The organism is Amycolatopsis eburnea, from assembly GCF_003937945.1.
Classification (GTDB): Bacteria; Actinomycetota; Actinomycetes; order Mycobacteriales; family Pseudonocardiaceae; genus Amycolatopsis; species Amycolatopsis eburnea.
Window position 1 is genome coordinate 790,843 of the sequence record NZ_RSEC01000036.1, and the last position, 24,192, is coordinate 815,034.

The window sequence follows — 24,192 nt, forward strand, 5'->3', positions numbered from 1 at the left end:
GTCCCCGTGGCCCCACCGGCCCGGTGACTCCAATGTGCCACCTCCGGCGGGGAAACTCCCCTTTGAGAGCCAACGTTCGGGGTTAAATCAGGGTTCCCCCTGGCCGAGCCAGGCACCGAGGCGCCGAACGCCTTCGTCGATGTCCTCGGCGCTGCCGGCGAAGGAGAACCGCACGTACTTCCCGCCGTCGACCGGGTCGAAGTCGACGCCGGGGGTGATGGCGAGCCCGGTGTCGGCGAGCAGCCGCTGGCACCAGCTGAGGCTGTCTTCGGTGTACTCGCTGACGTCGGCGTAGGCGTAGAAGGCGCCGTCCGCGGGCGCGAGCTTGTCGAGACCGATGCGCTTCAGTCCTTCGAAGAGCCGGTCGCGGTTGGCGCGGTACCGCTCGACGTGCGCGTCGGCTTCCGCGTACGCCTCGGGCGTGAAGGCGGCGAGCGCCGCGTACTGCGAGACCGCCGGCGGGCAGATGGTGAAGTTGCCGGTCAGCACGTCGATCGCGCGGTGCAGGCGCTGCGGCGCGAGCATCCAGCCGAGCCGCCAGCCGGTCATCGCGAAGTACTTCGAGAAGCTGCCGAGCACGATCGGCTCCCGGCCGTACTGCCACGCGCAGTCGAGCTCGGCGCCGTAGGAGATGCCGTGGTAGATCTCGTCGCTGATCAGCTGCACCCCGTGCGACGCGCACCAGCCGGTGATGGCGGCGAGTTCGCCGGGCGGCAGCACGGTCCCGGTCGGGTTGCTCGGGCTGGCGACGATCAGGCCGTCGATCGGGCCGAGCCGGTCGAGGAGCTTCACGGTGGGCTGGAAGTTCGTCTCGGCGGTGGTGGCGAACTCGACGACCTCGCAGCCCAGCACGGAGAGCAGGTTGCGGTAGGCCGGGTAGCCCGGCCGCGCCATGGCGACCTTCGCGCCGGGGTCGAAGGCGCTGAGGAAGGCGAGCAGGAACCCCCCGGAGGACCCGGTGGTCAGGACGACGTCGTGCGCCTGGACGTCGACGTCGTACCGCCGCCGGTAGTGCCCGGCGACGGCCTCGCGCAGCTCCGGGATGCCGAGCTGTTCGGTGTAGCCGAGCGTGCTGTCCTGCAGCGCCTTCGCCGCGGCCTCGAGCACGGGCCGCGGCGCGGGCGCGGAGGGCTGCCCGGCCGCGAGCGACACGAGGTCACCGTGGCTGCGCTGCCGCGCGCCGGCCGCGGAGAGGACGTCCATGACGTGGAAGGGCGGTACGCCGGCCCGCAGCGCGGGACCGGCGAAGGCTCCGAGGTCGACCATGCGGCCAGGCTAGTTCTAGTAGCCCCGGTAAGCACCGCCGTGGGCCATGGCCTTGATGCCCGGCACGTTGTCGAGGCTGCCGTAGCGGTCGAAGGAGTACCGGACACCCGCGATGATGTTGTCGACCGGGTTGTAGATGTTGTCGTGCCCGGGCAGCTTGTGCGCGTTGAAGGTCGAGTCGATGCACTGCATGAGCCCCTTGGACGGGTGCCCGGCGGCGGCATTGGAATCCCAATTGTTTATAGCGTTTGGATTCCCGCCCGACTCGTGCTGGATGATCGCCCAGATCTTCGGGATGTCGGCGTCGGTCACCGGGATGCCCGCGGCCTGCAGGGCCTTCATGGCTTCCTGGATCCACTGCTGGACGTTGCCCGGGGGCGGGGAGGAGGGCGGGCCGCCGCTGGGGCCGAGGCCGCCGCCCCCGCCACCACCACCGCCGCCTCCGCCACCGCCGCCGTGGGAGGAGCCGTTGCTGTGGATGCCGCCGGTGCTCTTGGGGGCCGCGGCGGAGCTGGCAGGCAGCGGGACCTGGTCGTAACCGCCCTCGATCTGCTGGGACATCAGCTTCTGCGACGCCTTGATCGCGGTGTCGGCCTGGGCCTGGAGGCCGGCCACGTCGCCGTCGAACCCGGCGGTGATGTTGTGGATGTCGGTCTTCGCCGTGGCCAGGATCTGGTCGGCGGACGGGTTCGGCCCCGGCTTGCCCTCTTCGTGCGCCGTCTTCGCGTCGGCGATCGCCTTCTTGATCTGGGTCTCAGCCGTCGCGTTGCGCTCGTTGACCGCCTTCTCCGCGGCGAGCTGCTTGTCCCCGACGTTCTTCTTGACCTGCTCGAGGGTCGACGCGAGGTCGTCGAGGTCCTTGGCGACGTCCTCGAGGTGGGTCTGCACCTTGGTGCCGGCGTCGCGGACCTGGCGGACGTACTTGAAGAATTCGTCGGCCGCCGGGCCGGCCCACACGCCGCCGTTGAGCGCGTCCGTCGAATTCTTCAGCGACGCCGTGTGGTCGCCGGCGTTCTTGCCCGCCTCGCGGAACTGCGCGGCCGCCGCGGTGATTTTTCCCAAATCGACCTTTTCGACCTGGTCGACCTTCTTCATGAAGGCTTCCCAGTTGTCCGGCGTTCCGGCGCCGCCCGGGTTCAATCCCACTCTGGTGCCCCCTGCTCAGATCACTTGTCGACGTGCAGCTTGAGGTCGCTCGCCCCGACCTGGTCGGTCTCGGCGACCAGCCCCGCGGCCTTGCGCATGGCGAACCCCAGTGCCTCCATGTGCTTGCCCGCCGCGTCGAACTGGCTGTGCACGCCGTCCTTGAACTTGCCGACGGCGCCGTGCGCATCGCCCTTGTCGTCCATCCCGCCGAAGGGGCTTTCCTTCTCGTGGTCCAAGCCGGTGACCTTCTGCTTGGACTTTTCGAACTCGTCCTTGAGCTTCTCCACCTGGCCGGCCGCGATGGCCATCGAGTCGGCGTCGTAGACAGGCACGGTTCGTCATCCCCTTCGGAAAACTTGTGTCCGCCCGATCGGACGTCGTCATGACCAGGACGGTTCCCGCGTTCACTTTATGACTTCCCGAGGGGTGCGCGTGCGGTTCCCGGCCAACTTCCACCCGGCGGGGCTCACGCCTCCGCCATCAGTTCCCGGATCCTCGTCGCGAGCAGCGCGTTGTCCGCCGGGGTCACGGTCGCCCACTCGCGGCCTTCCCGGTCGGTTTCCACCTGGAACAGGTAGCGCCCGGAGTCGGTGTCGAAGAACGCCACCACCCGGTTCGCGCGGTGGACGACGCCGTCTCGGCCGACGCGCTCCGCGCCGAACTGGCCGCGGGCTTCCTGGCCGAGCAGCATCCCGGACAGCTCCTGGGCGTGGAACAGCGCCACGCCGCGGTCCTCCAGCGCCGTCACCAGTGCCTTCGGGTCGCCCTTCGCCGCCGCGTCGGCCGACTTCAGGGTCTCGTACGGGATGCTCACCGTCTGGCCGATGCCCGGGGCCAGGTCGCCCGCCACCGAGACCGCCGCCTCCGCGAGGGCGTCCTCCGTCGCCGGGATCAGCCACACCTCCGCGTTGTCCACCACCGCCAGCACCGCCTGGCCGCGGTGGCTGACCGCGCGGCCGCGGATCTCCCGTTCCGCCCAGACCCAGACGTCGACGCCGAACTGGGGGCGGGCGAGCAGGTGGAGCAGGTCGGTCAGCTCGCCGGAGGGGCGGCGGTTGCGGGCCAGGCGCCGCTCGCCGAGCGACGCCCACGCCGATGCCACCAGCTCCGACCGCTCGGTGCGGGTGGTTCCTTCACTCGGCACGTCGATCGCGACGTGCCGGCGCGGCAGTTCGAACGACTCCCAGAGCACGTCGAACTCCGACGCCGACAGCACCAAGGACACGGTCAGCGACCGTCCGAACCGTGGTCGCCGATCACGTCGGGGGAAACCATCCGCTGGTCGGCGAACAGGTCCTGGTCGTCGACGCCGAAGCGGCGGATGTGCTCGGCGTCCTCCTCCTGCGGGGCCGCCTCCGACAGGAACCTCGTCTCGCCGCGCTGCTGCTTCGGGCTGATCTGCTCGGACTTCCGCAGCGCGACGGCTTCCTCCTCGGGCAGCTCGCCGACCGGCAGCGGTCGCACCGGTCCCTTCGGCTGGCCCTTCTCCCGCCGCTGGCGTTCCTTGTCGCCGCTGAGCGCGCCACCGGCGGCGCCCGCGCCGACCGCCGCCGCGCCCGCGCCGATTTCGCCCGGGGTGACGCCGGGCTTCGCCGTGAAGCCGCGCTCGGCCGTGTACTGGCCCGGCTGGAGCGGGGGCTGCGGCATCGCGCCGACCGTGCGGCCCTTGGCCAGCAGCCCGTCGGGGCCGCGGCTGAGCGAGCTGTCGACGCCGCCCGTGCCGCCGGACGTGCCACCGCCGCCGCCGAGCGACTTGATCGGCGCGGTCACCGGGTTCGAGCCGGGCGGCAGGGAGCCGGGGGCACCCGGCGGGACGAACTGCTCGCCACCGCCGCCGACGGCCAGGCCCGGGGTGAACCTGGTGGTGTCGCCGCCGCCCGTGCCGCGGCCGGGGGCGTTGACCCAGCCGGGGCCGGGCGAGGTCGACGTCGGCGGCTTCACGCCGGACGGCGTCGTCGAGGACGAAGGCGTCGTGTGCTGCCCGGCGGGCGCGGTCACCGAGCCGGTCTGCCGCGTCGGCGGCGCGGGCCGGGACGGCTGCTGCGCCGCGACGCCGTAGACCGGGGTCGGCGGGTCGGCGTGCACCTGGTGCGCAACCGGCTGCACGACGGGCGGGTCGACGTGCACCGACCGGACCTTGTCCGAAGCGGGCCGCACGCCGCCGTCCGGCGTCACCGCGACCGCCGCGCCGGCGACGTCCAGCACGCCCGGCGTGACACCGGGCGCGGCCAGCTTCAGCGACTCGGGGTCGGACAGCGACTGCGTCGAGAGCAGGTTCGTGCCGCTCTCCTGCGCGTACTCGTTCAGTGCCTGCTGCGCCTGCGCCTTGGCGTTGTTCGCCGCCTCGACCTGCCGGGCGTGGTCGGTCTCGAAGCCGATCAGGGACAGCAGGAGCCCGTCGGTCAGCGTGTAGCCGCCCGCGCCCTTCCGGACCGTTTCGGCGTCCGGCAGCTTGTACTTGGTGCGGTTGAAGGACTCGCCCTGCTCGAAGACCATTTCCGCGGCGTGCGCGACCTTCGAGGTGGCGTCCTGGGAGAACCCGGCCTGCTCGGTCAGCACCTGGCCGGCCGCGCCCCCGGCCTGGCTCTGCCACTCGACGCCGAGCTTCAGCAGCTGCGCGCGCAGCGTCTGGTCGGTGTGGGCGAGCGCGGCCGCGACGGCCTTCAGCGCGTCGACGGCGGTGCCGATGCTGCCGGTGCCGTCGCCGTTGACGATCCGCGTGATCTGGTCGGCGATCGCGGTGTTGGTCCAGCCGTCGAACCGGTGGTTCTGGATCCCGGCCGCGAGCTCGGAGAATTCCACGCGCCCTCCCTAGTTGCGTGCTTTCAAGGTCTGCAGCGCCAGGTCGGCGGCGTGCGCCGACATGTCGCACAGCTGCGGCTGGGTGAGCTTGCCGCGGGTGATGGGGAACGTCCGGATGGTCAGCGTCCGGCCCTTCGCGACGCCGACGAGCGTGGTGCAGTCGGCCGGGTCGGCGGCCGCGCGGTAGCTCGTCAGCGCCGGGTAGCCGTCGATGGCCTTCGGTTCGGTGGTCATGCTGTTCTTGCGCCGGGCCCCGGTGATCCACTCGTCGAGGTCGGCGGTCACCGCGCCCACCTGGTAGCCGTGGAAGGGCTCTTCGCGGTCGGCGTCGAGCACGCAGACGGGTCCGTCCGCGCTGTCGGCCTGGCGGGGCGTGCTGCTGATCTTCATCGCGTCGAGCTGCACCTGCGGGAACAGGTCGCAGAGGTCGACGCCCTGCAGCGGCAGGTCGGCCGGGCGCTGGGGCAGCTGGGCGGCCTTCGCGCTCTGCGACGCCGCGGTGGCGGCTGTCTCGACGGGGTAGGGGGTGCCGTCCTTGTCCGCCGAGCAGCCGGCGAGCGCCGCCGTCGCGAGCACGCCGCCGGTGAGCAGCACCGCGCTGCTACGCACCGTGCTTGCCGCGGTCACCGAACACCGCCGCCTTTTCTTCGTCGCTGACCTTGTAGTCCTTCGCGGCGTCGCGCAGCTGCGACACCAGCCGCTTGAGGCCCGCGACGTACTCGCGGACCTGGCCGGCGTAGGACCGGTCGCCGTCGGCGATCAGGGAGTTCCACGCTTCGATCGACTGCGTGCTGATCACGTCCGCCGACGGCGCGTCGACCCGCAGCTGGTCCAGGCGGGTGATCAGCTGGTCCTCGAGGGCGTTGGCCTGCTCTTCGACGATCCGGGCGACGTCGAGCAGCTTGTCCGGGCGGACCAGGACGTCCGCCACGGCCGGCGCCACCGGGACGGCTGGGCTCAGGTCGTACGAGGGTCCTGACATGCTCTCCCCTGACGTCATACGGACAGTGACCGGCCGGCTTCTCGTCGAGGCTACCAACGCGGGCGCGGCAGCAGCCTGGGTTTGGACGAAGATCGTGCCCGGCCGGTTCCCGTGAAATCAGGCGCGCTGCTTCGCGGCCGGGGCGCCGACCTCTCCGTTCGCCGCCTTCAGCGCGATGTCCGTGCGGTGGTGCGAGCCCGCGAGGTGCACCTTCTCCACGGTTTCGTACGCGTGCTTGCGCGCCGACTTGAGCGTCTTGCCGGTGCCGACGACCGACAGCACGCGGCCGCCGGCGGAGACGACGGCGCCGTCGTCGCGGCGGCGCGTGCCGGCGTGCAGCACGCCTTCCAGCTCGGCCCCGGTGATGACGTCGCCGGTGCGCGGCTTGCCCGGGTAGCCGTCGGCGGCGATCACGACGGTGACCGCGGCACCGCCCGCCCACTCCAGCGGCGGGTGCTCGGCGAGCTTGCCGGTGGCGGTGGCGTGCATCAGCCCGGCGATCGGCGTGCGCAGCAGGGCCAGCACGACCTGGGTCTCCGGGTCGCCGAAGCGGCAGTTGAACTCGATGACCTGGGGGCCTTCGGAGGTCAGCGCGAGCCCGGCGTAGAGCAGGCCGGAGAACGGCGCGCCGCGGTTGACCAGCTCGTCCGCGACCGGCTGGACGACCTTCTCGACCAGGTCGTCGACCAGGTTTTCGGGCGCCCACGGCAGCGGCGCGTACGCACCCATGCCGCCGGTGTTCGGGCCCGCGTCACCGTCGCCGACGCGCTTGAAGTCCTGCGCGGGCAGCAGCGGCACGACGGTGCCGCCGTCGACGAAGCAGAACAGCGACGCCTCCGGACCGTCCAAAAAGGACTCCAGGAGCACCGGGTGGCCGCCGTCGAGCAGCATGATCGCGTGCTTGCGCGCGACGTCGTAGTCGGTGGTGACGACGACGCCCTTGCCGGCGGCGAGCCCGTCGTCCTTGACCACCCAGGTCGGCCCGAAGCGCGCGAGCGCGGCGTCGAGGCGAGCCGGGTTGTCGACCACCTCGCTGCGCGCGGTCGGCACACCCGCCGCGGCCATGACGTCCTTCGCGAACGCCTTCGAGCCTTCGATCCGGGCCGCCGCGGCCGAGGGGCCGAAGCAGGCGATGCCCGCCTTGCGCACGGCGTCGGCGACGCCGGCGACGAGCGGGACCTCCGGCCCGACCACGACGAGATCGGCCTGCCAGCTCTTCGCGAGCGCGGCGACCGCCTCCGGGTCGGCCGCGTCGACACCGAGTTGCTCGGCCACCGAGGCGGTCCCGGCGTTGCCGGGGGCGCAGGCCAGCGCCGTGACGGCGGGATCGCCGGAAGCCGCGAGGACGAGGGCGTGCTCACGAGCGCCGGAGCCGATTACCAGTACGCGCACGCAGCACAGCGTATCCGGCCGGGTTCCGGCCGGACATTTCGCCGCCCCAGGCACGGCGGGTGAGGGTCGCCGCGCGGTCCGTGACGAGCTGGCTCGGGTGGCGCCGTCGGGGCCGGAGGTCATGAACGACCCTTTCATCTCGTCCGGCGAGGTGAACGACCCTTTCATGACATCGCGGGCCACCGCGCCCCGTGAGCAGGAGTCCACGCGGCTGGCGGCACCAGGGTCCTGGCGAAGCGCAGCAGACCTCGCCGCCGTGCCGCGGGACACAGCCCGGCGAGCAGGAGTCCACGTGTCGTTCACCGTCCTGTTCGTCCGGATACCCCCGCGAGACGCTTGCGGCATCGAAGGTGACGCGGGTAGTCAGGGCACACCCTGTGTGAAAAGAGGTCACCAGATGAAGCGCAAACGTGTCGGTGTACTGGCATTGGCCGGGTTGGCGTTGCTGAGCGTCACCGGGCTGGCCGTCGGGTCGGCGGGCGCGTCCGAAACCGGGTCCGCCGATGCGGCCGCGCACGGGCGGGGCCACGATGACCCCGTGATCATCGGACACCGCGGCGCGCCCGGGTACCGGCCGGAGCACACCCTCGCCTCCTACGAGCTCGCGTACCGGATGGGCGTCGACTGGGTCGACGTCGACCTCGTGCCCACCAAGGACGGCCAGCTCGTCGCCCGGCACGAGCCGGAGATCGGCGGCACCACCGACGTCGCGAGCCACCCGGAGTTCGCGAACCGGAAGAAGACCGTCGTGCTCGACGGTGTCAGCACCACCGGCTGGTTCACCCAGGACTTCACCCTGGCCGAGCTGAAGACGCTGCGCGCGGTCGAGCGGATCCCGGCGAACCGCCCGCACAACACGCTCTACAACGGCCGCTACCAGATCGCCTCCTACCAGGAGGTGCTCGACCTGACCAAGCGGCTCGGCCGGGAGCTGCACCGGACGCTGGGCACCTACCCCGAGGTCAAGCACTCGACGTTCTTCTCCTCGATCGGCAACCCGACCGAGCCGAAGCTGGTGGCGCTGCTCAAGCGCAACGGCCTCGACCGGCCGGACGCGCCCGCGATCATCCAGTCGTTCGAGGTGTCGAACCTCATCGAGCTGCACAAGCAGGTCCGGACGCCGCTGCTGCAGCTGACTTCGGCCAAGGGCGCGCCGGCGGACTTCGTCGCGAAGGGCGACAAGCGGACGTACGCCGACCTCGTGACCCCGCAGGGCCTGCGCGACGTCGCGAAGTACGCGAAGTACCTCGGCCCGGAGAAGGGGCAGATCATCCCGCTGGACGCCGCCGGGAACCTGACCACGCCGACCGCGCTCGTCGCGGACGCGCACAAGGCGGGCCTGAAGGTGCAGCCGTACACGTTCCGGAACGAGAACCCGTTCCTGCCGGCGAACCTGCGTTCCTCGGCCGAGCCGGACGCCTACGGTGACGTCTTCACCGAGGAAGCCGCGTTCTTCAAGGCCGGCGTCGACGGCTTCTTCGCCGACCAGCCGGACACCGCGCTCGAGTCGCTGCACGCGTTCCTGGGCCGGTAATCCTTTTGCCGCGACGGGCGCTTCCGTGGACGCTGAATCCATGGAAGCGCCCTTTTCCGGTGTCGTGCTGGTCACCCGCGGCGAGGAGACGCTCGTCGAGGAGGCCCACGGGTACGCGCACATCGCCCACGGCGTAGCGAACACGATCGACACCCGGTTCGCGATCGCCAGCGGTACCAAGGGTTTCACGGCGCTGGTCGTCGTCGGCCTGATCGCCGAGGCACGCCTCGAACTCACGACGAAAGCCCGCGAAGTCCTGGGCGGCGACCTCCCGCTGATCGACGACCGCGTGACCGTCGAACACCTGCTGACGCACACCTCCGGCATCGGCGACTACTGCGACGAAGACGAAGACCCGCCGCCCACGCCCCTGCTCGCCACGTCGGCGGACTACCTCGCCGCGCTCGACGGCTACCCGCAGCGGTTCCCGCCCGGCGAACGGTTCCACTACAACAACGGCGCCTTCGCCGTCCTGAGCCTGATCGCCGAACGGATCGCGGGCATACCTTTCGCCGAGCTCGTCCGGACCCGCGTGACCGAACCCGCGGGGATGACCGACACGGCGTTCCTCCGCTCGGACGCGCTGCCCGCCCGGACCGCCACCGGCTACCTGGAAGACGGCCGCACCAACGTGTTCAGCCTGCCCGTCGTCGGCTTCGGCGACGGCGGGATCTACAGCTCGGCGCCGGATTTCCGCAAGTTCTGGCCCGCGTTCCTCGACGGCCGGATCGTGCCCCGCGGGTGGGTCGGGCGGATGCTGCGCGGCGGGCGCTACGGCCTCGGTTTCTGGCTGCCGCGCCCCGGCGTCGTCCGGTTGGAGGGTGGCGACCACGGCGTCACGTTCCGGAGCACGCACCAGCCGTCGTCCGGCGTCACCGCGACGCTGATCTCGAACGACCACCGAGGTGGCGGGCCCCTGCTGGGGCAGCTGGACGAGTTCTTGACGAAGGCTTGACACCCCTCGGGACCAGGGCTACCTTCGGCGAATTCAATGGTCTGGCCGCATACCTTTCAAGAGGTGCCCGATGGACGTTTCCGACCAGCAGACCACTCCCGAGCACGCTGACGAAGACAGCGCCCGCCTGCACCAGCTGGGGTACGCGCAGGAACTCAAACGGACGATGTCGGCGTTCTCGAACTTCGCCGTCTCCTTCACGATCATTTCGATCCTCTCCGGCTGCCTGACGCTCTACGGCTTCGGCATGAAGACCGGCGGCCCGGCCGCGATGATCTGGGGCTGGCCGCTGGTCGGGGTGTTCGTCATCCTGGTCGGCCTCGGCATGGCGGAGGTCTGCTCCAGCTACCCGACCGCGGGCGGCCTCTACTACTGGGCGGCGAAGCTGGCGCCGGACAAGTCCGGGCCCGTGTGGTCGTGGTTCACCGGCTGGTTCAACCTCATCGGGCAGATCGCCGTCACCGCGGGCATCGACTTCGGGGCGGCGCTGTTCCTCAACGCCTTCCTCGACCTGCAGTGGGGCTACGCCGCGACGCCGGGGCACACGATCCTGCTGCTCGCGATCATCCTCGTGGTGCACGGCCTGCTGAACACCTTCGGCGTCCGGATCGTGGCGATCCTCAACAACGTCAGCGTGTGGTGGCACCTCATCGGCGTGCTGGTGATCGTCGGCGTGCTCGTCTTCGTGCCGGCCAAGCACCAGGACGCGTCCTTCGTCTTCGGCAGCTTCGTGAACCAGACGGGCTGGGGCTCGACGTTCTACGTGTTCGCGCTCGGCCTGCTGGTCGCGCAGTACACGCTGACCGGGTACGACGCCTCGGCGCACATGACCGAGGAGACGAAGAGCGCGGCGACGGCCGGGCCGCGCGGCATCGTGATGTCGATCGTCGTGTCGCTCGTCGCGGGCTGGATCCTGCTGATCGGCCTGACGTTCGCGATCCAGGACTACGACGGCGCGGTCGGCTCGGCCACCGGCGTCCCGCCCGCGCAGATCTTCATCGACGCGACCGGCGCGGTCACCGGCAAGTTCCTGCTGCTGATCTGCATCGGCGCGCAGCTGTTCTGCGGCATGGCGTCGGTGACGGCGAACTCGCGGATGATCTACGCCTTCGCCCGCGACGGCGCGATCCCCGGGTCCGGCTTCTGGCACAAGATCAACAAGCGCACGCAGACGCCGACCAACGCCGTGTGGCTCGCCGCGGGTGGCGCGCTGGTCCTGGCCCTGCCCTACCTCTGGAGCGCGACGGCCTACGCGGCGGTGACGTCGATCGCCGTGGTCGGCCTGTACGTGGCGTACGTGATCCCGGTGTTCCTGCGCGTGCGGCGCGGGGACTCGTTCGAGCCGGGGCCGTGGACGCTCGGCAAGTGGGGCAAGCCGGTCGGGATCGTCGCGACGATCTGGGTCGTGCTGATCTTCTTCCTGTTCATGCTGCCGCAGGTGTCGCCGGTGACGGTGGATTCCTTCAACTACACGCCGATCGCGTTCCTGGTCGTGCTCGGCGGCGCGGCCCTGTGGTGGGTGCTCTCGGCCCGCAAGTGGTTCAAGGGCCCGAAGGTCCAGGGGTCCGAAGCCGAACTCGCCGCCGTGGAACAGGAACTCAAGGACCTGGCCTGACGCTCGCTCGAAAGTCCGTGAAGGCCTCCTTACCGGCATTTATGACCGGTAAGGAGGCCTTCACGGACTTTCACGTGTGGCGGGGCGGGACTCCGAGGCGGGGGCGGGGGTGGCGGCCGGGGAGTTGCGGCCGGGGCGGACCAGCGTGACCGCGGCCGCGCCCAGGGCGCCGACGCCGGCGAACGCGTAGAAGCCCCACGGGTACGCGATGCCCGCCGTCAGCAGCGCGCCGCCCAGGAGCGGGCCCGAGATCGCGCCGAGGCGGCCGATGCCCGCGGACCAGCCGAGGCCGGTCGCGCGGATCGCGTCCGGGTAGATGCGGCCGATGTAGGCGTACACCAGCACCTGGGCGCTGAACACGAAGCAGCCGGTCAGGAACACCGCCGCGTACAGCCCGACCGCCGGCAGCTTCACGCTCAGCAGCGCCAGGAACACCGCGCCCGCGACGAACCAGATCCGGGCGGACGGGCGGATACCGACGCGGTCGGCGACCCGGCCCGCGACGAGCAGCCCGGCGATGCCGCCGACGTTCAGCGTCAGCAGCAGGCTCAGCGCGGCGCCTAGCGGGTAGCCGGCCTGGCGCATGATCTCCGGCAGCCAGGTGTTCAGCCCGTACACCAGCAGCAGACCCATGAACGACGTCACCCAGAAGGCGATCGTCGCGCGCAGCAGCCCGCCGCGGAACAGGCCGGCGACGGCGTGCCCGGCCGACCGCTCGGTCTCGCGGACCCGCTGGAACGACTCGGACTCCGGCAGGAACTTCAGCATCAGCGGGATCAGCACGACGGCCGGGATCGCCCCGGCGACGAACATCGCGCGCCAGCCCAGTGGCGAGATCAGCACGATGCCCAGCAGCGCCGTCAGCACCGCGCCGACGTGGTAGCCGGTCATCACCGTGGTCGTCGCGCTGCCGGACCTGCCGCGGCGCGCGTACTCGGTGACCAGCGTGATCGCCGTCGGCAGGCAGCCGCCGAGGCCGAGCCCGGCGACGAACCGCAGCAGGCCGAAGACGAACGTCGACGGCGCGAACGCGCACAGCAGCGTGCAGAGGGAGAACAGCGCCACGGAGATGATCAGGGACTTCCGGCGCCCGATGACGTCGGTGATCGTGCCGATCGCCAGGCCGCCCAGCATCATCCCGGCCAGCCCGACCGTCGACACGACCGACGCCGTGGCGGGGGTCAGGCCCCAGACGTGGTCGCGGAGCAGCACGGGCAGCACGGTGCCGAGCACGACCAGGTCGAACCCGTCGAGCAGGACGGCGGTCCAGGCCAGGGGCACGACCCAGGAGCGGGTGCCAGGGGACATGGGGAACCTCCGGATGTGCGTCGGTGCACGTGATCCGCACAGGTGTGCGTATCGCGCACAAGTATGCACAGGGGGTACGACGTAATCCAGCTCACTTCCACTGAGCGGAAGCCGAGCGCAGGGCTTCTACCTGCGGGAAGATCACGCGCGTGGAGATCCTGACGCTGATGGGCGTGCTCGCCGGCTCGCTCGCGCTGACCGCACTGGCCCGGCGCTACAACCTGTCCGCGCCGCTGCTGGTGGTCCTCGTCGCGCTCGGGGTCGCGCTGATCCCCGGCGTGCCGCGGTTCGAGCTGGAGCCCGAGCTGGTGCTCACCGTCGTGCTGCCGCCGCTGCTCTACTCGACGTCGCTGGAAAGCTCGCTGACGCACTTCAAGCGGGCGCTGCGGCCGATCGTCGCGCTCGGCGTGGTGCTGGTGGCGGTGACCGCCGTGGTCGTCGCCGTCGTCGTGCACCTGCTGCTGCCGGACGTGCCCTTCGCCTCCGCGCTGGTCCTCGGCGCGGTCGTGGCGCCGCCGGACGCGGTGACGGCGGTGGCGATCGGCCGCAAGCTCGGCCTGCCGCGGCGGGTGATGACCGTGCTGACCGGCGAGAGCCTGGTGAACGACGCCGCCGCGCTGACGCTGTACAAGGTCGCGCTCGCCGCCGTCGCGGGCACCGCGGGCTCGGCCGGGCACGGGTTCGCGGTGTTCGGCGTGGCGACCGTGCTCGGCATCGCGGTCGGCCTGGCGATCGGCGCGCTCGTCGTGCTGATCCGCCGCCGGCTCGACGACCCGCTGATGGAGTCGGCGTTCGGGATCATCGTGCCGTTCGCCGCGTACGTCGCCGCCGAGCACCTGCACCCCTTCAGCGACGACTTCAGCGGCTCCGGCGTGCTCGCCGTCGTCGCGGCGGGCCTGCTGCTGGGGCACCGCGCGCTGTACGCGTCCCCCGCGACCCGCATGCAGGACAGATCCGTCTGGGCGTCGATCGACGTCCTGCTGGAAGCGCTGGTGTTCGCGCTGATGGGGCTGCAGCTGCCGTTCGTCCTCGAAGGCGCGCAGCACGCGGCCCGGGACAACGGGACGCTCGCGCTGGTCGCGGTGGCCGTGCTGCTGGTGACGATGCTGGTGCGGATCCCGGCGGTGTTCGTCTCGGCGTACCTGCCGCAGACCGTGCGGCTGTTCGGCCGCGACCGCGCGACGCCGTCGTGGCGGACGCTGGCGGTGGTGTCGTGGACCGGCATGCGCGGCGTGGTCACGCTCGCCGCCGCGGCCGGCGTCCCGGCGGGGACCCCGGGTCGCGAGGAGATCCAGCTGTTCGCGTTCACCGTGGCGATCGGGACGGTGCTGATCCAGGGGCTGACGCTGCCGCCGCTGATCCGCGCGCTCAAGGTGCAGGACCCGGCGGAGGCGTCGCGGGACGAGGCCGAGGAGCTCGCCGCGCGCGAGGTCGCGAAAAAGGCGGCGCAGGAACGGCTGCGCGAGATCAGCCACGAACGGCTGGCTTCGCTGGACCTGCCCGAGGAGAAGGTCGACCGGCTCAAGGAACGGCTCCAGCGGCTGATCGACACGCGCTACCGCTTCGCCAAGGCCGCGATCACGTTGTCCGGCGAAGACCGGTCCGGCAGCCCGCAGGCCCAGTTCGCGAAGGCCCGGCGGGAACTCCTGATCACGCAACGCAAGGCGATGATCGAGGAGAACCGCGCCGGGCGGCTCGACGACGAGGTCCTCCGGAAGGTGCTGCGGGAACTGGACCTGGAGGAGATGTCGGTGACGGCGACCCTCACGAACCGAATGAGCTGACGACCTCCCACGTCCGCAGCCGCTCCTCGGCGGAGCGGATGCCGGTCTGCGAAACGAGGACGTCCGTTGCGCCGGCGTCGTAGTAGCGCTGGAGTCCGTTCAGAACGGTCTTCTCGTCGCCGATGAGCGCCAGTTCGGCCGCGTGCTCGACGCCTTCCGCGGCCAGGATCCGCTGGTACGACGGGATCTGGTGGTAGAAGGCCATCTGTTCGAAGGCCAGCGCGCGCACGGCGTCGGGTTCGTCGGTGACGATCGCGGGCACGGCCGCGAGGATCCGCTTGCCCGCGGGCAGGTGGGGGACGATCTGTTCGGAAAGCGCTCTCGGCCCGGCGAGGAACGGCAGCGTGCCGTCGGCGAGCTCGCCGGTGACCCGCAGCGCCTGCGGCCCCATCGCGGCCACGATCACCTGCACGTCACCGCCCACAGTGGACGGTCCGGGCGGGTGCGCTTCGAGCGTTTCGCCGCGGAAGTCCACGGTTTCGCCGTCGAAGACCTGCCGCAGCACGGTCAGGTACTCGCGCAGGTGCCGGATCGGCGGCGGGTACTCGACGCCGTAGACGGGCCCGAGGAACCCCTTCGACCCGAGCCCGATCCCGAGCGTGAACCGCCCACCGGTGGCGGCCTGCGCGGTCTGCGCGGCGCTCGCGACCAGCAGCGGGTGCCGCGGGTAGGCGGGCACGACGGACGTCCCGACCTCGATCCCGGGCACGGCCCGCCCGGCGAGCGCGGCGACGGTGATGGCGTCCTGGCTCAGCGGAAGCTGCGAGAACCAGACGGACTTCAGCCCGGCGTCGGCGGCCTGCCGGGTCTGGGCGATGAGCTCGTCGACGAGGTTCGGCGCGGCCCCGGTGTCGCCGGCCGGCAGCGTGACTCCGATGGTCATGGTCCCAAGCTAGCGAGCGGCGCGACCGATTTCCGGGTTCCCAGGAATTGAGAACCCGAGCGCGCTCGGCGGGATTCGCCCACCCTGTGGCACATCCCTCACGATCTTCAGGAGAGCCCATGTCGCTGACCGAAGTCATCGAAGGCACCCGCAAGGCCGTCGACGCCGATCCGCACAACGCCGCCGTTTCCTTCAGCGTGGACCACACCCTCAAGCCCGGCACCCGGACCGAGGTCGAGGTCAAGGTGCGGGACCACGGCTTCACCGTCGACGAGCCACCCGCGCTCGGCGGGACGGACCAGGCCGCCAACCCCGTCGAGTACGCGCTCGCCGCGCTCGGGTCGTGCCAGGTGATCACGTACCAGTTCTGGGCGGCGAAGCGCGGGATCCCGATCGACTCGATCAAGGTCACCGTCGACGGCGACCTCGACCTGCACGGCTTCTTCGGGTTCGCCTTCAACACCCGCCCCGGGTTCGGGGACGTGCGGGTGTCCGTCGAACTCGAAGGCCCGGCGAGCCGGGAGCGCTACGAAGACCTCAAGCGCGAGGTCGACGAGCACTGCCCGGTGCTCGACCTGTTCCGCAACGAGACGCCGGTGACGACGAAGCTGACCTAGACGAACTGGTGCCGGACGATCGTCTGGTCGCGGCCCGGACCGACGCCGATCGCCGAGATCCGCGCGCCGGAAAGCTCTTCCAGGCGCTCGACGTACGCGCGCGCGTTCGCCGGGAGCTCCTCGAACGTGCGGCAGCCCGAGATGTCCTCGAACCAGCCCGGCAGCTCTTCGTAGATCGGGATCGCGTGGTGCACGTCGGTCTGCGTCATCGGCATGTCCTGCGTGCGGAAGCCGTCGACCTCGTAGCCGACGCACACCGGCACCTTCTCCAGGCCGGACAGCACGTCCAGCTTCGTGAGGAAGTAGTCGGTGATGCCGTTGACGCGAACCGCGTACCGCGCGATCACCGCGTCGAACCAGCCGGTGCGCCGCGACCGGCCGGTCGTGACGCCGAACTCGCCGCCCTGCTTGCGCAGGTACTCACCGGACTCGTCGTGCAGCTCGGTCGGGAACGGGCCGGAGCCGACGCGGGTGGTGTAGGCCTTGAGGATGCCGAGCACCGTGGTGATCCGGCCCGGGCCGATGCCCGAACCCGCGCTCGCGCCGCCGGACGTCGGGTTCGACGACGTCACGAACGGGTAGGTGCCGTGGTCGACGTCGAGCAGCGTGCCCTGCGACCCCTCCAGCAGCACGGTTTCGCCACGCTCGAGGGCCTGGTTGAGCTGCAGCCGGGTGTCGGCGATGCGGTGCGAGAACTTCTCGCCCGCCGCGAGCACCTCGTCGGCGACCTGGTCGGCGTCGAGCGCCTTGCGGTTGTAGACCTTCACCAGCACCTGGTTCTTGAACTCCAGCGCCGCCTCGACCTTCTGGCGGAAGATCTTCTCGTCGAGCAGGTCCTGCACGCGGACGCCGACGCGGGCGATCTTGTCCTGGTAGCACGGGCCGATGCCGCGGCCGGTGGTGCCGATCTTGCGGCTGCCCAGGTACCGCTCGGTGACTTTGTCGATGGCCACGTGGTACGGCATGATCAGGTGCGCGTCGGCCGAGATCAGCAGCTTGGACGTGTCGACGTCCCGCGCTTCGAGGCCGGAGAGCTCGTCGAGCAGCACACCGGGGTCGACCACCACGCCGTTGCCGATGACGTTGGTCACGCCCGGCGTCAGGATGCCGGACGGGATGAGGTGGAGGGCGAAGTTCTCGCCGTTCGGCAGGACGACCGTGTGACCGGCGTTGTTGCCACCCTGGTAGCGGACGACCCACTGGACGCGGTCACCCATCAGGTCGGTGGCCTTGCCCTTGCCTTCGTCTCCCCATTGGGCACCGATGAGCACGATGGCCGGCATGTGACACTCCAGTTGTTCGACGACTGAGGTTAAGTGTCCCGGACGGACACCGGTGGCGCTGACGAAATGCCGGTGCATGACTGTAACGGAGGACCTGCGGGTGCGCGGAATCGTGGTGGCCTGTGGCGACGGCGCGGCCGGCTTCGAAGAGGTCGACGACGTCGAGTCGATCCGCGTCCCGAGCCTCCCCGGCAAGGCGGAAATCGACCCCTTGCTGGGCGAACACGATCACCTGGTGGTGTCGGGCACGGACGCGGACCTCGCGGCGGTCGTGCTGCGGCTGCTCCGGAAGGACGCGCTCTCCGGCGTGTCGGTCGGCTTCGTGCCGTCGGCGCCGGACTCGTCGGTCGCCGCGCTGTGGGGGCTGCCGAAGACGCCGCTGCAGGCCCTCGCGCTGGCCCTGCGCGGCGAGGTCGACCCGGTGCCGCTGATCCGCGACGACGTCGGCGGCGTGCTGGTCGGGCGCGGGCTGCTGCGGCTGGTCCGCGGGGTGGCCTACGCCGACGAGCAGGTGGCGCTGCGCGGGCCGGCCGCGTCGATCGAGGTGACGCCGGACCCGGGCGGGCCCGGGCTGGCCATCCGGGTGGTGAAGGGCACGATCTTCAAGCGGCCGACGACGCTGTACTCGCGGGCCTTCCAGATCGGCTGCATCCCGACCCGGCCGGTGCGCGACGACGTCGTCTACGAGCGCGCGGTGAACAAGTGGACCTGGTACCGGCACACGGAAGACCTTCGGCTGGTCCGCGGAGCCGTCTGACCTGCTATTTTCACGGTCGGGTGAGCTGCTGGCCACGGCGTGTTCACCGACGGACAGCAACATGTCACCTATACGTGTTGCACACGCCACTCCCGTGTATCAGGGTTAGCTGTCCCCACACCTGACACGGAGGCAGCAAAATGCCAACCAGGCGTGCTGTTCGTCATTCGTTCACCATCCTCGCGGCCACCGTCGTGCTCTCCGGGACGCTGGTCAGCGTCGCCGAGGCCACCCCGCCGGGCATCCCGTCGGCGACGACGGCGAAGACCGAGCTCGCGGCACTGACCGTCAAGGCCGACGGGTCGCAGACCGGCTACAGCCGCGACAAGTTCCCGCACTGGATCGACCAGGGCGGCGGCTGCAACACCCGCGAGGTGGTGCTCAAGCGCGACGGCACGAACGTGGTCACCGACTCCAGCTGCGCCGCGACGTCCGGCAGCTGGAAGAGCCCGTACGACGGCGCGACCTGGACCGCGGCGTCCGATGTGGACATCGACCACGTCGTGCCGCTGGCCGACGCGTGGCGCACCGGCGCGTCCTCCTGGACGACCGCGCAGCGCCAGGCGTACGCGAACGACCTCTCCGACCCGCAGCTGATCGCCGTGACGGACAACGTCAACCAGGAGAAGGGCGACAAGTCGCCCGACCAGTGGAAGCCGCCGCTGACGTCGTACTGGTGCACCTACGCGAAGATGTGGGTCGCGGTGAAGTACAAGTTCAAGCTGACGATCAACTCCGCGGAGAAGACCGCGCTGACGGACATGCTGGGCCGCTGCTGACCCCTGTCAAGGCCGAATCCGCGCGGTGCCAGGGAATGGGACCGCGGTTCGCCTGCTGGGACGGCCTTCAGCGCGAGATTAGCGTCGGCGGTTGAAGACGCAACCACTCCCGCTGGAGGCCGTCCGGTGTCCCTGCTTCCCCGCGCCCGCAACGCCGCGGCCCTGCTCACCCTGCCCGTTCTGCTGACCGCCTGCGCCGCCGCGGGCACCGAACAAGCCGCTTCCGGGCCGCCGAAATCCGGTGGCGTGCTCCGGCTCGGCATCTCGTCCGCGCCCGACTGCGTCGACGCGCAGCAGGTCGCCACGAACGCGTCCGTCAACGTCGCGCGTCAGCTCGTCGACTCGCTCACCGACCAGGATCCGAAGACCGGCGAGATCAAGCCGTGGCTCGCCGAGAAGTGGGAGAGCAACGCCGATTCGACGGCGTTCACCTTCCACCTGCGGTCCGGCGCGACGTTTTCCGACGGCACCCCGGTCGACGCCGCCGCGGTGAAGACCAGCTTCGACGGCATCAAGGCCCTCGGCACCAAGGCCCAGCTCGGTTACGGCTACCTCGCCGCGTACAAGGGCTCCAGCGTGGTCGACCCGCAGACCGTCCGCCTCGAGTTCTCCGCGCCCAGCGCCCAGTTCCTGCAGGCCAGCTCGACCGTGTCGCTCGGCGTTCTCGCGCCGGCGGCGTTCAAGAAGACGCCGGAACAGCGTTGCCAGGGCGACGGCCTGATCGCCTCCGGCCCCTTCGTCTTCGAGAGCTTCAAGCAGAACCAGGAGATCGTCCTGGCCAAGCGCAAGGGGTACGCCTGGGGCTCGTCGCTGTTCAAGCACCAGGGCGAGGCGTACCTGGACAAGATCGACTACAAGATCGTGCCGGAGCCCGGCGTCCGCACCGGCAGCCTCGCGTCCGGCCAGCTCGACGCGATCACCGACGTGCAGCCGGTCGACGAGCCGCAGTTCACCGGCAACGGCTTCAGCGAGAACGTCCGGCCGAACCCCGGCGTCGTGTTCAACCTGCACGCCAACACCACCCGCGGGGTGCTCACCGACGAGAAGGTGCGCCAGGCCGTGCTCAAGGGCGTCGACCGCGCCGAGGTGGTGAACACCGTGCTGACGCCGAACTACAAGGCCGCCACCAGCATCCTCGGCTCGGCGACGCCGCTGGTCAGCGACCTGTCCGCGCAGCTCGCACACGACCCGAAGGGCGCTGCGGCACTCCTGGACGGCGACGGCTGGGTGCCGGGCGCCGACGGGATCCGCGTCAAGAACGGGCAGCGGCTGAGCGCGGCCGTCGTGTTCTCGCCGGTGTTCAACCAGAACCGCAGCGTGCTGGAGCTGATCCAGCAGCAGCTGCGCAAGATCGGCTTCGACCTGAAGATCGAGCAGCACACCACGGCGGAAACCACGCAGATCCAGCTGTCCGGGAACTACGACTTCCTCTGGTACAACGTCACGCGCGCCGACCCGGACATCCTGCGCGGCCAGTTCTCCACCAAGGCCGGCAACCGCAGCAGGCTGACCCCGGGCAACCCCCTCGACGTGGCGCTGGACGCCCAGTCGTCCACAGTGGACAGTGCCAAGCGCAAGCCGTCGGCCGAGGAGGCCCAGAAGCTGATCATCGAGCACGCCTACGCGGTCCCGGTGTTCGAGCTGACCCAGGTCGTCGCGCTGAGCTCGAAGGCGCACGCCGTCGACTTCGAGGCGTCGTCGCGGCTGCAGCTGTTCGACGCGTGGCTCTCGTGAGGCGCTACCTCCTCCGCCGCGCCGGGCAGGCGGTGTTCGTGCTGTGGGCGGCGTTCACGCTGTCGTTCCTGATCCTCTACCTGCTGCCGGGCGACGCCGTTTCGGCGAAGCTCGCCGGCGGCGAGGCCGGGGCGTCGACGACGCCGGAGCAGGTCGCAGCGGCCCGCGCGGAGTACGGCCTCGACTCGCCGCTGCCGGTGCAGTACCTGAAACGGCTGGTCTCGGCGCTGCACGGCGACTTCGGGCGCAGCGTCGCGACCGGCGACGACGCCACGCACATGGTGGTGACGGCGTTGCCGCCGACGCTCGCGGTGACCGGGCTGGCGCTGGTGTTCGCGGTGCTGTTCGGCGGCGGCTCGGCGTTCCTCGGCACGTTCACGCGGTTCCGCTGGCTACGGCAGGCGCTGCTGTCCCTGCCGTCGCTGGCGATCTCGCTGCCACCGTTCTGGGTCGGGCTGCTGCTGATCCAGTTCTTCTCGTTCCGCCTGCGGCTGCTGCCCGCGCTCGGCACGCAGGGCTTCGCGGCGCTGCTCCTGCCGGCCCTCACCCTCGCCCTGCCGACCGGCGCGATCATCGGGCAGGTGCTGGCCAAGAGCCTGGCGACGCAGCAGGAACAGCCGTACGCGGAGATCGCGGCGGCGAAGGGCGCGAGCCGCTGGCGCGTCCACTTCGGACACCTGCTGCGCAACGCGGCCGTGCCGACGCTGACCGTCGCCGGGGTCGTCGCGGGCAACCTCGTGGCGGGTTCGGTGATCACCGAGACGGTGTTCTCGCGCGACGGCGTCGGCCGGGTCACCGCGTCCGCCGTCACAGCGCAGGACGTCCCGGTGGTACAGGCGGTGATCGTGCTGGCCGCGCTGGTGTTCGTGGTGCTCAACCTGGTCGTCGACCTGCTCTACCCGCTGCTCGACCCGCGCATCGCCCCCACCCCGGAGGTGGCCCGTGGCTGACCTCGCCCTGACCCCGAAGCCGCACTTTCACGTGAAAGTGCGGCTCCCGCCCGGGCTGGTGCTCGCGGTGGCGGTGCTCGCGGTCGTGCTGCTCGCGGCCTTCGTGCCGGGGCTGCTGACCGGGCACGACCCGATCACCGGCGTTCCCGCCGAACGGCTGCAGGGACCGTCGCTGCGGCACCTGTTCGGCACCGACGAGACCGGCCGCGACGTCTACGCGCGGGTGATCCACGGCGCGTCGCTCTCGTTGCGGGCCACCGCGATCGCCGTGCTCGTGGCGCTGGTGGCCGGTTCGGCACTCGGCCTGCTGGCCGGGTTCCGCGGCGGCTGGGCGGACACCGTGATCATGCGGGTGGTCGACGTCTTCCTGGCCATCCCGCCGATCCTGCTGTCGCTGGCGCTGGTCACGGCGCTGGGCTTCGGCACGACGAACGTCGCGATCGCCGTCGGCATCGCGAACCTGGCCTCCTTCGCGCGGGTCATGCGCGCGGAGGTGCTGCGCGTGCGCACCGGCGTGTTCGTCGAAGCCGCGCGGGCGTCCGGCGTGCGCTGGTCGGGGGTGCTGCTGCGGCACGTCCTGCCGAACGCGGCGGGCCCGGTGCTCGCGCTGGCGACGTTGACGCTGGGCACCGCGGTGCTCGAGGTGTCGGCGCTGAGCTTCCTCGGCTTCGGCGCGACCCCGCCGACCCCGGAGTGGGGCTCGCTGGTCGCGGGCGGCCGCAGTTTCCTGGCCACGGCCTGGTGGATGACGACGTTCCCGGGACTGACGGTCGCGGCGGTGGTCCTCGCCGCGAACCGGCTGTCCCGCGCGCTGGACGGAGGAGACCGATGACCCTGCTGCGGATTTCGGACCTGGCCGTGTCGTACCGAGGGGTGCCCGCCGTGCGCGACGTCGGCTTCGACGTCGGCGCGGGCGAAGTGGTGGCCGTCGTCGGCGAGTCGGGCTCGGGCAAGTCGACCACGGCGCACGCGGCGATCGGCCTGCTGCCCCGCGGCGGCCGCGTCGACGGCGGCTCGATCACGTTCGACGGCCGGGACCTGCTTTCGCTGTCGTCCCGCCAGTGGCGCTCGGTGCGCGGGCGCGAGATCGCGCTGGTGCCGCAGGACCCGGCGGTGTCGCTGAACCCGGTGCACCGCATCGGCGACCAGGTCGCGGAGGTGCTGAAGATCCACGGCCTCGCGGACCGGCGATCGGCTCCGCTGCAGGCCATCGAGCTGCTGGAGCGGGCGGGCGTGCCGTCGCCGTCCGTGCGAGCGCGCCAGTACCCGCACCAGCTGTCGGGCGGCTTGCGGCAGCGGGTCCTGATCGCGGCGGCGCTGGCCGGGCGGCCGAAGCTGATCATCGCGGACGAGCCGACGTCGGCGCTGGACGTGACGGTGCAGCGCCACATCCTCGACCACCTGACAGCGCTGGCGGCGGAGTCCGGGACGGCGATCCTGCTCATCACGCACGACCTCGGCGTCGCGGCCGACCGCGCGTCGCGGCTGGTGGTGCTGTCGGAGGGCTCGGTCGTGGAAGAGGGCCCGTCGGTCGTCAGCGCGCCGACGCACCCGTACACGCGGCAGCTGATCGCGGCCGCACCGAGCCTGTCCAGCCCTTCCCGCCCACCCGCACCCGCGGCCGAGGCCCTGGTCTCGGTACGCGACCTCGCGAAGACGTTCGACGGCGGCATCCGCGCGGTCGACGGCGTTTCGTTCGACATCCCCCGCGGCCAGACCCTGGCCCTGGTCGGCGAATCCGGCTCCGGCAAGTCGACGACGGCGCGCATGGTCCTGCGCCTGGAAACCCCGTCGGCGGGCTCGATCTCGTTCGACGGCCAGGACATCACCGCGCTGAGCGGCCCCGAGCTGCGCCGGCTGCGGCGGCGGATGCAGATCGTGTACCAGAACCCGTACGCGTCGCTGAACCCGAAGTTTTCGATCGAGGACGTCGTCGCGGAGCCGCTGCGGGCGTTCGGGCTCCCGCGCACTTCGGTGCCGTCGCTGCTCGACCAGGTGGCGTTGCCGTCGTCGGTGGCGCGCCGGAAACCGTCGGAGCTGTCCGGTGGTCAGCGCCAGCGGGTGGCGATCGCGCGGGCGCTGGCGCTGCGCCCGGACCTGGTGGTGTGCGACGAACCGGTGTCGGCGCTGGACGTGTCGGTGCAGGCCCAGATCCTGGCGTTGCTGGCGGAGCTGCAGTCGTCGCTGGGGTTGTCGTACTTGTTCATCTCGCACGACCTGGCGGTGGTCCGGCAGCTGGCGGACCAGGTGGGCGTGATGCGGGAGGGAGTGCTGGTGGAGCTGGGGGCGGCGGCGCGGGTGCTGGCGGAGCCGGAGGCGGAGTACACGAAGGAGCTGCTGGCCGCGATTCCCGGGCGCTCGGTGCAGGAGGTGGGCTGAGGTTCAGTGGGTGCGGCAGATCGCCC

22 protein-coding genes are annotated in these 24,192 nt (G+C 71.1%); 11 read left to right on the forward strand and 11 right to left on the reverse strand.

The features are described 5' to 3' along the window. Positions 1 to 87 precede the first annotated feature (87 nt). The 8 genes from EIY87_RS16425 to purD all read right to left on the reverse strand — a co-directional run bounded on the left by EIY87_RS16425 (position 88) and on the right by purD (position 7,588). The gene (locus tag EIY87_RS16425; protein ID WP_125308836.1) at positions 88 to 1,266 is read right to left on the reverse strand and encodes a pyridoxal phosphate-dependent aminotransferase; all 1,179 of its coding nucleotides are present in this window, start codon (positions 1,264 to 1,266) and stop codon (positions 88 to 90) included. Positions 1,267 to 1,281: 15 nt separating this feature from the next. Further along, positions 1,282 to 2,412 carry a transglycosylase SLT domain-containing protein gene (locus tag EIY87_RS16430; RefSeq protein ID WP_125308838.1) on the reverse strand — a complete coding sequence of 377 codons (1,131 nt, stop codon included), beginning with the start codon at positions 2,410 to 2,412 and terminating at the stop codon, positions 1,282 to 1,284. A 20-nt stretch (positions 2,413 to 2,432) separates the two neighbouring features. After that, the gene (locus EIY87_RS16435) at positions 2,433 to 2,744 is read right to left on the reverse strand and encodes a hypothetical protein (protein WP_125308840.1); all 312 of its coding nucleotides are present in this window, start codon (positions 2,742 to 2,744) and stop codon (positions 2,433 to 2,435) included. A gap of 134 nt (positions 2,745 to 2,878) precedes the next feature. Beyond that, positions 2,879 to 3,637 (reverse strand): ESX secretion-associated protein EspG, encoded by a 759-nt coding sequence (locus EIY87_RS16440; protein WP_125308842.1) that lies wholly within the window; start codon positions 3,635 to 3,637, stop codon positions 2,879 to 2,881. A gap of 2 nt (positions 3,638 to 3,639) precedes the next feature. Further along, on the reverse strand, positions 3,640 to 5,214 hold the full coding sequence (locus EIY87_RS16445) for a hypothetical protein (RefSeq protein ID WP_125308844.1): 1,575 nt from the start codon (positions 5,212 to 5,214) through the stop codon (positions 3,640 to 3,642). 9 nt (positions 5,215 to 5,223) lie between these two features. After that, positions 5,224 to 5,841, reverse strand: coding sequence for a DUF3558 domain-containing protein (locus EIY87_RS16450; RefSeq protein WP_225439900.1), 618 nt, complete (start codon positions 5,839 to 5,841; stop codon positions 5,224 to 5,226). Further along, positions 5,816 to 6,196: a hypothetical protein gene (locus EIY87_RS16455; protein WP_191984121.1), complete on the reverse strand. Its 381-nt coding sequence runs from the start codon at positions 6,194 to 6,196 to the stop codon at positions 5,816 to 5,818. Before EIY87_RS16455 ends, EIY87_RS16450 begins: the two co-directional genes overlap by 26 nt. Before the next feature lie 117 nt (positions 6,197 to 6,313). Next, on the reverse strand, positions 6,314 to 7,588 hold the full coding sequence (gene purD / locus EIY87_RS16460) for a phosphoribosylamine--glycine ligase (RefSeq protein ID WP_125308846.1): 1,275 nt from the start codon (positions 7,586 to 7,588) through the stop codon (positions 6,314 to 6,316). 397 nt (positions 7,589 to 7,985) lie between these two features. On the opposite strand from purD, the gene EIY87_RS16465 reads away from it, so the two are divergent. The 3 genes from EIY87_RS16465 to EIY87_RS16475 all read left to right on the forward strand — a co-directional run bounded on the left by EIY87_RS16465 (position 7,986) and on the right by EIY87_RS16475 (position 11,692). Then, the gene (locus EIY87_RS16465; RefSeq protein ID WP_125308848.1) at positions 7,986 to 9,122 is read left to right on the forward strand and encodes a glycerophosphodiester phosphodiesterase; all 1,137 of its coding nucleotides are present in this window, start codon (positions 7,986 to 7,988) and stop codon (positions 9,120 to 9,122) included. Positions 9,123 to 9,162: 40 nt separating this feature from the next. Continuing rightward, positions 9,163 to 10,077: a serine hydrolase domain-containing protein gene (locus EIY87_RS16470; protein WP_125308850.1), complete on the forward strand. Its 915-nt coding sequence runs from the start codon at positions 9,163 to 9,165 to the stop codon at positions 10,075 to 10,077. A gap of 70 nt (positions 10,078 to 10,147) precedes the next feature. After that, positions 10,148 to 11,692 carry an amino acid permease gene (locus EIY87_RS16475; RefSeq protein ID WP_125308852.1) on the forward strand — a complete coding sequence of 515 codons (1,545 nt, stop codon included), beginning with the start codon at positions 10,148 to 10,150 and terminating at the stop codon, positions 11,690 to 11,692. Positions 11,693 to 11,752: 60 nt separating this feature from the next. On the opposite strand, the gene EIY87_RS16480 is transcribed toward EIY87_RS16475, so the two are convergent. Continuing rightward, a complete protein-coding gene (locus EIY87_RS16480) occupies positions 11,753 to 13,000 on the reverse strand; it encodes an MFS transporter (protein WP_125308854.1) in 1,248 nt (415 codons plus the stop codon). 149 nt (positions 13,001 to 13,149) lie between these two features. Between EIY87_RS16480 and EIY87_RS16485 the strand changes: the two genes are divergently transcribed. Continuing rightward, positions 13,150 to 14,784 (forward strand): Na+/H+ antiporter, encoded by a 1,635-nt coding sequence (locus EIY87_RS16485; protein ID WP_125308856.1) that lies wholly within the window; start codon positions 13,150 to 13,152, stop codon positions 14,782 to 14,784. On the opposite strand, the gene EIY87_RS16490 is transcribed toward EIY87_RS16485, so the two are convergent. Further along, positions 14,765 to 15,667: a TIGR03564 family F420-dependent LLM class oxidoreductase gene (locus EIY87_RS16490; protein ID WP_125308858.1), complete on the reverse strand. Its 903-nt coding sequence runs from the start codon at positions 15,665 to 15,667 to the stop codon at positions 14,765 to 14,767. The two genes, EIY87_RS16485 and EIY87_RS16490, sit on opposite strands and share 20 nt — an antisense overlap. A 119-nt stretch (positions 15,668 to 15,786) precedes the next feature. On the opposite strand from EIY87_RS16490, the gene EIY87_RS16495 reads away from it, so the two are divergent. After that, a complete protein-coding gene (locus EIY87_RS16495; protein WP_125308860.1) occupies positions 15,787 to 16,284 on the forward strand; it encodes an OsmC family protein in 498 nt (165 codons plus the stop codon). Here EIY87_RS16495 and EIY87_RS16500 read toward each other — a convergent pair. Then, positions 16,281 to 17,567 (reverse strand): adenylosuccinate synthase, encoded by a 1,287-nt coding sequence (locus tag EIY87_RS16500; protein WP_086860266.1) that lies wholly within the window; start codon positions 17,565 to 17,567, stop codon positions 16,281 to 16,283. The two genes, EIY87_RS16495 and EIY87_RS16500, sit on opposite strands and share 4 nt — an antisense overlap. Before the next feature lie 76 nt (positions 17,568 to 17,643). Between EIY87_RS16500 and EIY87_RS16505 the strand changes: the two genes are divergently transcribed. From EIY87_RS16505 to EIY87_RS16530, 6 genes are all read left to right on the forward strand, one after another. Then, on the forward strand, positions 17,644 to 18,324 hold the full coding sequence (locus EIY87_RS16505; protein WP_404800046.1) for a hypothetical protein: 681 nt from the start codon (positions 17,644 to 17,646) through the stop codon (positions 18,322 to 18,324). A gap of 140 nt (positions 18,325 to 18,464) precedes the next feature. Further along, a complete protein-coding gene (locus EIY87_RS16510; RefSeq protein ID WP_191984122.1) occupies positions 18,465 to 19,103 on the forward strand; it encodes an HNH endonuclease family protein in 639 nt (212 codons plus the stop codon). A 126-nt stretch (positions 19,104 to 19,229) separates the two neighbouring features. Next, positions 19,230 to 20,837 (forward strand): ABC transporter substrate-binding protein, encoded by a 1,608-nt coding sequence (locus EIY87_RS16515; RefSeq protein ID WP_125308862.1) that lies wholly within the window; start codon positions 19,230 to 19,232, stop codon positions 20,835 to 20,837. Continuing rightward, positions 20,834 to 21,787, forward strand: a complete 954-nt coding sequence (locus EIY87_RS16520; protein WP_125309862.1) for an ABC transporter permease — start codon at positions 20,834 to 20,836, stop codon at positions 21,785 to 21,787. The genes EIY87_RS16515 and EIY87_RS16520 overlap by 4 nt, the downstream gene beginning before the upstream one ends. Beyond that, positions 21,780 to 22,619 carry an ABC transporter permease gene (locus EIY87_RS16525; RefSeq protein WP_225439901.1) on the forward strand — a complete coding sequence of 280 codons (840 nt, stop codon included), beginning with the start codon at positions 21,780 to 21,782 and terminating at the stop codon, positions 22,617 to 22,619. Before EIY87_RS16520 ends, EIY87_RS16525 begins: the two co-directional genes overlap by 8 nt. Next, positions 22,616 to 24,166 (forward strand): dipeptide ABC transporter ATP-binding protein, encoded by a 1,551-nt coding sequence (locus EIY87_RS16530; RefSeq protein WP_125308864.1) that lies wholly within the window; start codon positions 22,616 to 22,618, stop codon positions 24,164 to 24,166. Before EIY87_RS16525 ends, EIY87_RS16530 begins: the two co-directional genes overlap by 4 nt. Positions 24,167 to 24,192 lie beyond the last annotated feature (26 nt).

Coding starts and splice junctions, on each gene's coding strand:
- EIY87_RS16495 (WP_125308860.1), top strand. CDS start 15,787: ATGTCGCTGACCGAAGTCATCGAAGGCACCCGCAAGGCCGTCGACGCC.
- EIY87_RS16455 (WP_191984121.1), bottom strand. CDS start 6,196: ATGTCAGGACCCTCGTACGACCTGAGCCCAGCCGTCCCGGTGGCGCCG.
- EIY87_RS16470 (WP_125308850.1), top strand. CDS start 9,163: ATGGAAGCGCCCTTTTCCGGTGTCGTGCTGGTCACCCGCGGCGAGGAG.
- EIY87_RS16425 (WP_125308836.1), bottom strand. CDS start 1,266: ATGGTCGACCTCGGAGCCTTCGCCGGTCCCGCGCTGCGGGCCGGCGTA.
- EIY87_RS16490 (WP_125308858.1), bottom strand. CDS start 15,667: ATGACCATCGGAGTCACGCTGCCGGCCGGCGACACCGGGGCCGCGCCG.
- EIY87_RS16475 (WP_125308852.1), top strand. CDS start 10,148: ATGGACGTTTCCGACCAGCAGACCACTCCCGAGCACGCTGACGAAGAC.
- EIY87_RS16510 (WP_191984122.1), top strand. CDS start 18,465: ATGCCAACCAGGCGTGCTGTTCGTCATTCGTTCACCATCCTCGCGGCC.
- EIY87_RS16500 (WP_086860266.1), bottom strand. CDS start 17,567: ATGCCGGCCATCGTGCTCATCGGTGCCCAATGGGGAGACGAAGGCAAG.
- EIY87_RS16480 (WP_125308854.1), bottom strand. CDS start 13,000: ATGTCCCCTGGCACCCGCTCCTGGGTCGTGCCCCTGGCCTGGACCGCC.
- EIY87_RS16465 (WP_125308848.1), top strand. CDS start 7,986: ATGAAGCGCAAACGTGTCGGTGTACTGGCATTGGCCGGGTTGGCGTTG.
- EIY87_RS16505 (WP_404800046.1), top strand. CDS start 17,644: ATGACTGTAACGGAGGACCTGCGGGTGCGCGGAATCGTGGTGGCCTGT.
- EIY87_RS16530 (WP_125308864.1), top strand. CDS start 22,616: ATGACCCTGCTGCGGATTTCGGACCTGGCCGTGTCGTACCGAGGGGTG.